General features: G+C 60.0%; 12 protein-coding genes. 5 read left to right on the top strand and 7 right to left on the bottom strand.

Annotation, left to right across the window (positions count from 1 at the left end; genetic code table 11):
- Positions 1 to 29 precede the first annotated feature (29 nt).
- From JJE66_RS15290 to JJE66_RS15305, 4 genes are all read right to left on the bottom strand, one after another.
- The gene (locus tag JJE66_RS15290; RefSeq protein ID WP_027545366.1) at positions 30 to 386 is read right to left on the bottom strand and encodes an MmoB/DmpM family protein; all 357 of its coding nucleotides are present in this window, start codon (positions 384 to 386) and stop codon (positions 30 to 32) included.
- Between the two features lie 25 nt (positions 387 to 411).
- Positions 412 to 1521, bottom strand: coding sequence for an aromatic/alkene monooxygenase hydroxylase subunit beta (locus JJE66_RS15295; protein WP_246756206.1), 1110 nt, complete (start codon positions 1519 to 1521; stop codon positions 412 to 414).
- Positions 1522 to 1556: 35 nt separating this feature from the next.
- A complete protein-coding gene (locus JJE66_RS15300; protein ID WP_246756208.1) occupies positions 1557 to 2615 on the bottom strand; it encodes an NADH:ubiquinone reductase (Na(+)-transporting) subunit F in 1059 nt (352 codons plus the stop codon).
- Between the two features lie 75 nt (positions 2616 to 2690).
- Positions 2691 to 4355, bottom strand: coding sequence for a methane monooxygenase (locus JJE66_RS15305; RefSeq protein WP_200515042.1), 1665 nt, complete (start codon positions 4353 to 4355; stop codon positions 2691 to 2693).
- Between the two features lie 617 nt (positions 4356 to 4972).
- Between JJE66_RS15305 and JJE66_RS15310 the strand changes: the two genes are divergently transcribed.
- Complete coding sequence (locus tag JJE66_RS15310) at positions 4973 to 5116, top strand: hypothetical protein (protein ID WP_197969509.1); 144 nt, start codon at positions 4973 to 4975, stop codon at positions 5114 to 5116.
- A 136-nt stretch (positions 5117 to 5252) separates the two neighbouring features.
- Here JJE66_RS15310 and JJE66_RS15315 read toward each other — a convergent pair whose 3' ends face one another.
- Genes JJE66_RS15315 through JJE66_RS15325 form a run of 3 tightly spaced genes read right to left on the bottom strand, consistent with a single transcriptional unit; the run spans position 5253 to position 7064 of the window.
- Positions 5253 to 6014, bottom strand: a complete 762-nt coding sequence (locus JJE66_RS15315) for a hypothetical protein (protein ID WP_200515043.1) — start codon at positions 6012 to 6014, stop codon at positions 5253 to 5255.
- A 2-nt stretch (positions 6015 to 6016) separates the two neighbouring features.
- Entirely contained in the window at positions 6017 to 6577 is a 561-nt protein-coding gene (locus JJE66_RS15320; RefSeq protein WP_197969507.1) for a sigma-70 family RNA polymerase sigma factor, read from the bottom strand.
- A gap of 25 nt (positions 6578 to 6602) precedes the next feature.
- Positions 6603 to 7064, bottom strand: a complete 462-nt coding sequence (locus JJE66_RS15325) for a hypothetical protein (RefSeq protein WP_200515044.1) — start codon at positions 7062 to 7064, stop codon at positions 6603 to 6605.
- A 270-nt stretch (positions 7065 to 7334) separates the two neighbouring features.
- On the opposite strand from JJE66_RS15325, the gene JJE66_RS15330 reads away from it, so the two are divergent.
- From JJE66_RS15330 to JJE66_RS15345, 4 genes are all read left to right on the top strand, one after another.
- Entirely contained in the window at positions 7335 to 7787 is a 453-nt protein-coding gene (locus JJE66_RS15330; RefSeq protein ID WP_200515045.1) for an Hsp20 family protein, read from the top strand.
- A 129-nt stretch (positions 7788 to 7916) separates the two neighbouring features.
- Positions 7917 to 8261 (top strand): hypothetical protein, encoded by a 345-nt coding sequence (locus JJE66_RS15335; protein ID WP_311979883.1) that lies wholly within the window; start codon positions 7917 to 7919, stop codon positions 8259 to 8261.
- Positions 8262 to 8943: 682 nt separating this feature from the next.
- Complete coding sequence (locus JJE66_RS15340) at positions 8944 to 10728, top strand: outer membrane beta-barrel protein (RefSeq protein ID WP_246756210.1); 1785 nt, start codon at positions 8944 to 8946, stop codon at positions 10726 to 10728.
- Positions 10729 to 11100: 372 nt separating this feature from the next.
- Entirely contained in the window at positions 11101 to 11301 is a 201-nt protein-coding gene (locus JJE66_RS15345) for a hypothetical protein (protein WP_200515046.1), read from the top strand.
- Positions 11302 to 11319: the final 18 nt, after the last annotated feature.

Consider the following 11319-nt stretch of genomic DNA (forward strand, 5'->3'; position numbering starts at 1 on the left):
GGCGGCGCGGCCGCCGGCGCGTGATCGTGTCATTCGTATTGGAGCGCCTCGTCCATGTCCCCGAAGAGGATCACGGTGTTCTCGTCGATCATCACCATCCGGCCGTAATGGGTGGCGGTGGAAATCTCGAAGATGTGCGGTGTCATCTCGCGGCCGAGCGCCTCGCTGATCTCGGCCATGTCGAAGACGATCTTACCCTCGCCGTCCACACGGATCATCGCCGGCAGGTAGGTGACCTTGATTCCGGGACGCTGTTCCATAATCTCTGCAATGCAGCGTGCCTCGACGCTGTCGTTCATCGTCACCCCGCATTGATGCGAGATGGTGCGTTCCTGGGTGATGTCCTTGAGCGGCGTGAAGAGCTGCTGCTCGGTGGTAACGGCCATGCTATGGGTTCCTTTCGTCGCGCGATTATTCGACGGGCTCGGCGACCTGCAGCTCCGGCATCGGAATTTGCGTCGAGAAGACGCCGATCTCCGACACGATCGCCTGCAGGCGGTTGATCGCCGACGCATAAGATTCGGCGAACTGCGCGGATTTCACCCGCGGCTGTGACCAGATGGGTTGTAGATCGAGCGCCGCCTGGGTCGCGATCGGCGAATATTCGTCGAACCAGTCCTGCAGCAGGCGCCGATTGTCCTCACCATGCACGGGATCGCGCACCAGGAGTGCAAACAGCTCAACCGTATTGGCTAGATTGCGCTCGTAATCCGCTTCCGCCGCTGAGATGAGGACGGGCGACGAATAGTCGCTCTGTGCCGCCGCGACTTGCATGACGAAACCGGAGCGGAACAACTCGCCTACCAGTGGCTCGAATAGCACGTTGACGATGAAATACTGCTCCAGGAAATCCTCGGCGCCGCGTGCAGATTCCACAAGTTCGCGAGCCTTCTGCCAGATCGAGTTCTCCAGCCAATTGCGCTTGCCGGCGTCGACGTCGAAGCCTTCGATGTCGAGCGCGATCTCGCCGAGATAGAGCGTTAGATCCTGCGCCAGCCGCAGCTTGTAGGACGAGTTGGTCAGGATCGCGTTGTTGACCATTTGGGTATAGCCGTAGCGCTGCGCGCGCATCAGCGCGGTGCCCAGGCCATATTCGGCATGCTTGAAGGCACCCAGATGATCTTGCAGTATTTTCACCCACGCCTTGTCGAAGCGCCTCGGTGCGCCGGCGCGCCGTGCGTTGTCGATTACGTTCTTGATCATGCCGCAGATGGTCGACTGGCGTTGATAGTGCGTCCGTTCCCATTCCTGGTCGGGCGCGCGATAGAGCTGCCAGTCGCTGCTCTTCAGCGCGGTCCACTCCTTCGAGTATGTCGGCGTGCCGTCCCCGAAGGACATGATCCAATTCTGGAGGAGGTAGCGTTCGGGGTCCGGCTGGACGTCAACGGTGACGTCCTCGTAATGCGTCGCCCGACGCCCCTTCGGCTCGAAATAATTATAGGCTCGGCTATCCGATCCCGGAAAGGTCTTGGCGCCCGCCGCTGCGGACCTCTGCTCCTGCTCCATCAATCGTCCAGACATCGTCTTCTCCCTCTCTCTCTCTTGGGCATTCGGCCTCATGCTTGGGTGGCGGGCGTGAACTTGTCGAAATACATCCTGGCCGGGTCGATATCGGCCATTTGCAGGATCGGCAGTGCGGCATCGATCATCGGCGGTGGACCGCAGCTATAGGCATCCGCTTCCTCGGTATTCTCCATGTCGAGCAGGTGGCGGCGCAGCACGTCGTGGATGAATCCGGTTTCGCCGTTCCACTCCGAATCCGCTTCGACATGTGACACGGCGGGAATGAACTTGAAGTCGGGCATCCGCGCTTCAAGGTCGGCGAAGACGTCGAGTGCAAACAGATCCTGCGTTGTCCGGGCGCCGTAGAAGAAGCGAACCGGGCGCGTCTCGCCGCTTGCCGCCTGGTCGAGCAGGATCGACATCAACGGTGCCATGCCCGATCCGCTGCCGACCAGGATCATCGGCCCGTCGCGCTGCTCGCGACGGAAGCAAGAGCCATAAGGCCCCTTCACCGTGATCGGATCACCGATCTTCGCCTCGCCGACCACGGTCGAGAAGGCACCGCCGGGATGACGCTTGATGATGAACTCCAGGCGATCGGACTCACTCGGTGGATTGCCCATCGAATAGGAGCGCGTGATCTCCGCGCCATGGAGCGTCAGGTCCGCATACTGTCCGGCCCAGAACTTCATCGGCTCGTCTAGGTCGATCGCGATGCGAACGATATCGTGCGTCAGCCGCTCGACGCTCGCCAGCTTTCCGTTGAACGCCTTGACTGCGATCGAGCGCGACAGCAAGTCCTCGTCATAGTTGAGCAGCTCGACCTTGACGTCGCTATAGACGAGCGTCCGGCACAGCAGGACCCGACCGCTTTCCTTCTCCGGGTCGGAGAGCGCGAAGGTCGAATATTTGAGCATGTCCACATCCCCTTCGTTGAGGATGCATTTGCACGCGGAGCACTGCCCTTCCTTGCAGCCGTGCGGCAGGGCGACGCCCTGGCGGAAGGCTGCGTCGAGGACGGTCTCACCTTCCTCCACTTCCATCTCGACCCCTACCGGCTCGAGGCGCACCTTGTGCACCGCCGGCCTGCGCTGAGGCATTTCCTGTCCCATGATCATTCTCCGCGAGGCAGTCGCAGCGGATGCCGGGGGAGGCGGCGACACCACCTCCCCGGCTGCCGGTGGAAGTCAGATCCGGCGGATCTTGAAACCCTTGCGATAGTCCTCGACATGTTTGGCCCGCGCCTCGGGCTTCAGTTCGCGCAACGCGAGCAGCGGGCTGCGGATGGTGTGGCCTCGGACATGGTCAAGCGTCCACATGTCCTTCTCCTCGAACGACATGTGCGGCTGAGCGATCAGCGTCTTGCCGTCAGGACGCACGAAGCCCATGTCAACGATGGCGTCGGCGAGATCCCAGCCGTCATAGACCTCTTCCCACTGGCGGCGGCCCGAGAAGCGGCCCATCGCCGGGGTCGGACGGCCCCGATATTCGGCGGCGAACGCTTCCTTGTGGGTCCAACGGTCGACCTCGCTGGCATAGGTGAACAGCTCGCCGTCCACCTCGTCGACGCAGAAGTCCTCGCGGACGACACATGGCACCAGGCTCGACCAGCAGCGATGCGGATAAACGTAGCCGGTGTCGGCGAAGGTGATGATCTCGCTGCCGGGTTTCGAGAGTTTCTCGTAATTCTCCCACCAGGCGCCGAACTCGTCGTACCAGCCCGGATACTTGGCCTCGAACCATTCGAAGTCGCGCTCGGTCTGCGCCTCGATCCGCCAGAAAGTCGCCCACCAGCCGGCCGAGATGGACTGCGCGAACTTGTGGACATAGCCTTTCTTGACGATCGAATCGAACGCCTCATGGACGTCGTCGTGGTGGATCTTGATGCCGTATTTTTCGAGCGGCAGCATGTAAGTGCGATAATAGTCCTCGAATATCCAGCGGTGCCACAGCTCCGCGTAGCTCTCCTTATTCTTGTCACGATTCTTGGTGCCATATTCGATGATCGTACCGATGATCGCGTCAACGATCATGTGGTTCTGCCAGAAGCAATAACGAATATCGCGTTCCAACAGCAGATGATTATCTGGCTCCTTCAATACCGACATCAGCATCGAATGGCCGTTGCCGATATGGCGGCTTTCGTCGCTCTGGACCGAGAGGAACACGGTCGGCAACGCGTAGTCGCCGTTGCGTGCGGCCTCCGACGGCATCGCCACAAACAGCGTGTTGGTGAACGCCGTCTCGGCGGCGACTTGGAGATAGATATTCGATGCGGTGATCGCATCACCGGTCAGGAAGGCCTCGCCAAACTGCCGCCCGATCGTCGTCGCAGCGCATTTGCCGAACGCCTTCTCAGTGATGTCGAACCCGGCCGGATCGATATAATTCTCCATGTACCATTTCTTGAGGTTCATCTGGATGGTCGAGTGCCGGAACTCGTCCACCATCTGCATCGTGAAGCCGGTGCGCAGATGGTCGCCGGGGGCGAGCTGCCCGAGCGGCGCCATTGATCGCGCGGCCGAGATCTCCGGGAATGGGATGATCGCCAGGAACAGCTTCATCCATTCAATCCAGCGCGGCTCGACGTTGCGGAACATGTCGCCGCGCAAGGCTGCGTCGAGCGCGCCATAGACGCGATTGTCCTTCTCTTCCTGCATGGGGAAATAGGAACGCAGCACCTGCTTCATCGGGTCGCGCGGCGGCTTGCTGATCTTGTAGTCGGTCGGGATCGCCATCGCGTCCTGCACATAGGACGGGGTCCAGCCCAGATCCGCGATGAGGCGCGTCGCCTCCCCGATACTGATGCCCTTCTGGCTTGTGATCTTGTTGAGTGTGAGTGCCTCAGTCATCGCTCATCTCCTTTCCCTGGCGCGGCGGGGCGTTTTGCGGTTTGGCTGTGACGACATGGCCCGATCATCAGGCACGGCCACCGCTCGAGTCCGCTCAGCAACATACGTGCCAAGGGGAGAAGTGCTGGATTTCTTGGAATAGGCGGGGCGGGGCGCGTCATCGATGCGACACGGCGCGCAACGCTATTGTCCCGTCGGTGACGCAGATCTGTTCCGTCGACGCGCGATGCGGGTCCGCCGATCGTCTTCGGCTCTGCACAGAAACGACCTGTTTCCGTCACCCAAGCGCCTCACCTTCCTGCCTGGCACCAAGCATGGCATTTGCCATCGCTTCACCTCCTCCCATCAGCTCATGCCAGCCTGTATCCCAAGCAAACCGCGCGATGACGAGGTGGAGGCCTCATGTCGGTTACGGTGGTTTTGGGAAATTGACGAAGCATGAGGTGAACTAAAATCGACATCGAGATGGAAATCTCGCGCCAGTCGGGAGCCGCGGCGCGAACATCTCATTTGAAATTGCAATTTGCTTTCCTTGAGCAATCGCCATCGCGCGATCCGAAATCCAGAACCTGGCCCGCCTTACTCAGTAACGACAGGCTTTGATGGAGGCGTTTTGGATGCTTGAGGCGCAAGGATATATCGCAATTTCGGTCATCTATGTGGTCGTCGCCTGGGTACATTGGCGGTTTTCGAACAAAGCGCACGTTGCGACCGGCCAATCGACGGCAAACGAATCGAATGAGCAAGGCGGCAAAGAATGAATAAGGAGAGCCTGATCATTTGCGCGAGTTACGCTGCCATCGCACTGATCTACTTTGCCATGGCGATTGCTCACGCGCTGGGCATTTAGAAGAAGCCGGCGAGTGAGGGTGCACTCGCCGGCTTCATTGCTGCCTCTCAGGGCTCGATTTTGTCCGTATTGGCTGGTAATGGCGCGCACCGAACACTCTTCATATAACCGAGCTTCTCAAGGTCGATGGACGAGTTAACGTCGCGACTCAATCTTGGCATCTCGATGACCTTCGATGTGGATGGCGTTGCATGAGCCAAAGACAATGTCCGATCCTTCATTCCGGAGGTCTGAGTCTCTTCGAGGGGCGGCGGGGAGAACATGACATGTCCTTCCCGATTGGCGAAGGAAGGCCGCGCAGTCTTGATCTGTAAGGCGATTTCGGAAATCTCATTTTGCCTGTTCTTTAGCTCTGCTATGACTTCCTTTTGCTGCTTCACAAACGAGGCGACGACATTCGCGAGTGATTCCGAGCGCTCTGCTCTAAGGGACTGATTGATCCAGTGCATCTCGGCAACTTCAGCTCGCAACTCCAGCGAGAATTCGATCATCGTTGTCGTGCTTACAACCAGAGCGACGCCAGCAATTCCAAACCCTAGACGCAGGCACCATCGCGTCGTGAATAAGCGCGCAATCGAGTTTGCAGCAGCGCCGAATCGCCCACCTGGATGGAGTTCTCCCCGAGGCTTCGGATCGCCCTGAGACTTTGCTGTCAGCTCGCGCAGTGCCGGCGGCATTTCGGGGCGCAGTCCCGCTGCTCGCAGTTCCTCCCGAATGACGGCGTCCGGATAATCGAGAACATCCGTGTGATCTTCCGGCGGGTTCGCGTCGAGGCGAGCCAAGATCATTTCGATAAGCGATTTACCCATATTTATTCCTCCAGATCAGCAATCTTGGCGCCAGACGGCGGCTTACGCACGAGGCGCAAGTCGTTGCGTCCAAGCTCCAGAATGATGCGGCGCAAATTCTTCTTGAGCGCGTCCACTTTTTGAGGAGAAACACTCATGGCCTCGGCTATTTCACGCGAGGTTCTGAGGCCTGCGAGCATATGCATCGCCACCTGGTTGGCCCCTGGGTCCTGTTGTTCGATGAGTCGTGAAAGACTCGCGATCGACAGCGCGTCGTCTTGAGTGGGACGCGCGGGGAAGCGGATCACCGCTTCATCATCGAAATCGAACAACCTTGCACCTGGTGACCTCATCTGATCGCTGCGAATGCTTCGCATGATGCCGACGAGATAGACGAAGAGCTCGTATTTCTTTAAATCAACCGTCCTGGTTGTGAAGCTCCGCGTAATCGCTTCTTGCGCAAGTTGCTCGGCTTCGTGCCGCCTGTTCGCTCGGCCGGCACTCATCCGAAAGGCGACAGCGAGGACTCTTGGATAGAGGTCGTCCCAATCGATGTCGTCCACCCAGTCCGGTCGTTTTTGCATTCGTCACCGCCTTGATCGAGGCATTCTAATGCCCGCCGCCCATCGGGTTGGCGTACAGCTGAATCTCATTCGGGTAGGCGAGCCTGCGGCACGTTTTCATCGCCACCAGACCAAATAACTTCTGACAACATAAAAATCTTTGCAAAAATAGCGGCCTGTTCTTTTGGCAAGAGGCTTGCGGCGCAACGTGGCGGCGATCCGCGAGCTCGGCTTCAACGTGTTCAGCCATGGGCTCTTCACGAAGGGTACCGTCTAGGAGACGCTCGGGACGATCAATCAGCCGGTCGTCTGCTTGCGGCATTGTGTCACTTGTCGGCGGCAACGAATTTGACGGTGTCGCCGGGTTCGATTTCACCAGCGTCGGCTCGAACACCATTTTGCCGCCATCTGAACCTTTGTTCAGCATCTTGACCACGATTTCGGCCGCAGCAGCGAAGCTCGTCACGGTCAAGCATCGCTGCGGTATCCGAAGCAGCGCCTTGCGCATTGTGATCTCCTGTCGTCTCGCGTCGACGGACTTCGACGATATCCAGGATGTCAGCGTGACCGAGGAGCACGGATGGTAGGGAGCTAACCAACGCGAGTCGTGGCCGGGATAAATTCGCGCCGCGCCCTTGAAACGTTTTCCGGCCTTCTTAGTTTTTCGGCGTCGCCGCCGCGGCGATCGGGATGCTCTTAGGGTCCCGCGAAATGAGTCGGGCGCCGGACGATGTCCGGAGCCTGCTCGTACCCATCTTGCTCCAAGGAGGATTTGGCTATGAGGTATGATTGGACTCCCCTCGGGAGGTCCGCCATCGGCTTCGACCGTCTTTTCGACGTTCTCGACGAGGTCCAGCGGACCGCCGAAGAGAGCTATCCCCCTTACAACATCGAACGTCTCGACGAGAACCGCTTCCAGATCTCGGTGGCCCTCGCCGGATTCACGCCGGACGAGGTCTCGCTGACGGTCGAGCAGAACGTCCTGACACTCGAGGGCCGCAAGAGCGAGAAGGAAGAGAAGATCTACCTGCATCGCGGCATCTCGGCACGCAATGTCAAGCGCCAGTTCACGCTCGCCGAGCATGTCGAGGTCAAGGGCGCCCGCTTCGAGAACGGTCTGCTCGTCATTGACCTGCAGAGGGAGATCCCCGAGGCGATGAAGCCGCGCCGCATTGCGATCAGCGACGTCGCTCCGAGCAACGTCACACAGGTCGAATCCCGGGTCGCCTGATCCGTCCCGAACATCTGAAACATCTCGCCGCGCGGGCCCCCGCGGCGGATGCGGTAACTCGTCCTGGCTCAGGAGGCGACCACGCGGCCTGCGACCGCTCCCGACGACAACATTGTCGATTTCTGCTGTTTGCTTCATCGCGGCGTCGCGTTCGAGCCCCCGCGGGATCTCGTCTCACACCCGGGCCTCAGCATTTGCCGAGAAGCGGGCATCCTGGCTTCATGGGCATCGGATGCGACCGCGATCGCGTCGTGCCCGCCGCTCATTGCTCCCGAAGGGCTCAAGGCGCCAGCGGCCATCGACGAGATCCTGGAAGCGCTCTGCGCGCTGGACGGCGGCCCGCGGCAATTGCATGCCGGCGTCGCGATCACTGGCCCGCGTTCGGCTGCCTTGTTCTATGACCTCTCGAAGCTGACGTCCGATCCTCGCCAGCAAGACCCCGCCAGTGACATCTATCGGCATCGCGCGGGATAATGATCGACCCACCTCGCAGGCGCCCCGATCAGACATTCCCGCCCGCCGAAGCCAGGCGGATATTGCGGCGGCTCGGACGTCCACGACACCTCCAACCATGCAAGCTGGCTCAACACGATTGAGATCGAGAGGGAGCGTATTGCGGGGAAAACGCCTCTATCGCTGGATCGATGATCTAACCCATCGCGCCGCGAGATCACCGCTTGGAAACGGCAGAGGGATGCCGGGAGCTGCCGCATCAAATGGACTTCGCTGCGGACAAGGCCCGCGCCAAAATCGGTCGAAGCGATCCCGACCCTTCCAAAGAGTCATGGTCACTGTGCAGAGGGCACGGGTGCGGTCGGAGGCAGGTAGCGGCGCCCCGAGCTGCCCATGTCCGAAAGCAAACGCACGGCTTGTCCGAAGCTCGCCAAGCTGACGCGAACGCGACATTGCGCACGACAAGCCAGAGGCAATGAAGGCGCGCTTTGGCGCTGGCCTGGATCCTGCAGTCGCGAAGGCTGCGTGTGTAAGGCGGCGTAACAGCATCAGCAACGCAACGGTTTGGGACTGCGATCGACCCGCTGCCCGTCGCAGGCGGTGAGCTTCGACGCATCTCCATCTCGGTGTGTCGCTGATGCATGCGCTATGACGACACGCTTGAAGCAGTTGTCGTACTCGGTCCACCGAAGGACGGGTGCAAATGTCTGTGTGTCATCAGCCTTCGTTCGATGATGACGCACATTGTGAGGTGATGATGCGATTTGAAGTGCTTACCTGGTGGGCCGCAACAGCTGCGCTCGTTGCAAGCGGAGCAGTCAATTCAACAGATCTCAAGCCGGCCGCAAAAGTCCCGCCGAAACTGTGGAGCTGGACCGGAGGATATATCGGCGGACACGCCGCCGGGGGCTACGGCCGGACGTCGTTCAGTGATCCCTATGGCCCATCGATTTACGGGGACGTCGTTGATACGCCTGCATTCCTGGCCGGCGGACAGCTCGGTTACAACTGGCAGAGGGACGGCTGGGTGTTCGGCGTTGAGCTGGAAGCGAGCCGTGTTGTCTCGGACGGCACAAACACCTGTCTTGCCTTCTCCAGCGTTGTTGTGATCGCAACCTGCAACGCAGGTCCAAGCGTCCTTGCCACGGGAACCGCTCGTGTGGGTTATGCTTTTGGCCCGCAGGGCCACACGCTGGCCTACGTCAAAGGAGGCGCTGCTTGGCAAAACAATCGCGGCGCGATCACCAATCACAACGAATTCCGGGACGGGACCTTTGCCGGATACCCGCGGCATACGACGCAGTTCGATGACGGTCGTTTCGGCGCGACCGTCGGTGTCGGCATCGAGCAGCAGCTCACGCCCGCTTGGTCCGTCAAATTTGAGTACGACTATATGGGTTTTGGCGGACCTCGTGTGGCGACCCCTCCAACCGTGCAGCGTCCGCCCCTTGCTATCATCCCCGCCAGCACGAGCAGCTTATCTAGCGATTATCACGTCGGTAAAGTCGGCTTGAATTACCATTTTGGTGTCGATCCGACCGCGGAATGGGCCGATGCGCCGCTGCGCCCCGCAACAGCGAGCGCCAAAGCCAAGCCCGTTCTATCTACGGGCGGCTGGTCGCTCGAGGGCGGCTCACGAGTCTGGCTCAGCCGGGGCGCTTTCCAGTGGGACTACACACATGCGCCCCGGTTTCCAGGAGATGAAAGCGTTCCCACTTCAAGGCTCACCTATCAGGGGCTCGACGGCGTGTCCGGCGAGATGTTCGGGCGCCTTGACAGCCCTTGGAGGATATTCCTGAAGGGCAATATTGGCCTCGGACGCTTCAACAAAGGAAAGCGGAACGACGAAGATTCGAGCCTCGGGCAGTGGGCCTATCTCAACGCGTTATCCGGTCAGGCGAACGGACGATTCACATACTACACGGCGGATGCCGGCTACGATTTTCTGCGCGGCAGCAATTACAAGGTGGGCGCGTTTGTCGGATGGACCTCCTACGGCGAGAAGTCGGATTCGATAGGTTGCGTGCAGACCGCTTCGTCCTCGCCGGCCTGGCCATGCACGGGGCCGTCCCAGCGGCAGGGGCAGCTCATCGGCACTCAAGACACCGATTGGAATGCGCCGCGCATCGGCGTTAGCGCCGAGGCTTTGGTGCTTGAGCGCTGGCGCGTGAGCGCCGACATTGCTTACCTGCCATGGACCGAGTTCAGTGGTCGCGACAACCATCTCCTCCGCCCAGCGACAACGTTCTACGATCAGCGCGGAGACGGTGGCGGAGGCCTTCAGGTGGAAGGGGCGCTCTCCTACTTTCTCACCAAGAATGTCAGCATCGGAGTTGGTGGTCGATATTGGTCAATGTGGACCAAAAAGGACAGCGATGTGATCTACAACGCCAACTGGCAGGGCGGCCGAGATCAGGAGGCTGCTCTTGCGAAATACCGCATGGAACGATGGGGCACGTTCATCCAGGCCTCCTACAAATTTGATTGAACACCCAGTGGCTCTGCGCGGCGATTTTTGACCGGTCACGTGCGGCGGCGATCAGATGAGCTCTGGCAGGCTTTTAGGATCAGCGAGGATCCTGGTGCGAGAGATGTCATGGGCAGCCTTCCGATGGGGCCGGCTTCGCTCAAGTGTCAGTGCCATCTGGTGACCCGACGGCCGGTCGACGCGGAAATATTCCAGCATGTCGGTTCGGCCGGGAGCTTGCGATGCAGTTGAGTATCGAGGTGGATAAAAGCCAGACACTGTCCATGCCTGGGCGTGAAGGGGTTTGCCGAATAGAAGTCCCAGCCAACGCGCTGGATGCGCGACCGTTGCATGTTCCCCCAGGGGGCAAGGGTATCCTGTGAGATGAAAGCAATGGACGAGCGAACGGTGTGGGAAGGAATTTCGACGGCCCCGTACGAACGAGCGCTCGAGCTCGCCGTGATCGAAGGCAATCGCGTGCATGCGCTGATCTTCGCCTGCCGTCGCACCCCGAGCGGCTGGATCAAGGATACCACCCGCGAGCGCGTCATCATTCATCCGACGCACTGGCGTCCGTGGCCCGCGAAAGACTAGTTTTGCTCCAGCCCACCT

Source organism: Bradyrhizobium diazoefficiens, assembly GCF_016612535.1.
Lineage (GTDB): Bacteria > Pseudomonadota > Alphaproteobacteria > Rhizobiales > Xanthobacteraceae > Bradyrhizobium > Bradyrhizobium diazoefficiens_C.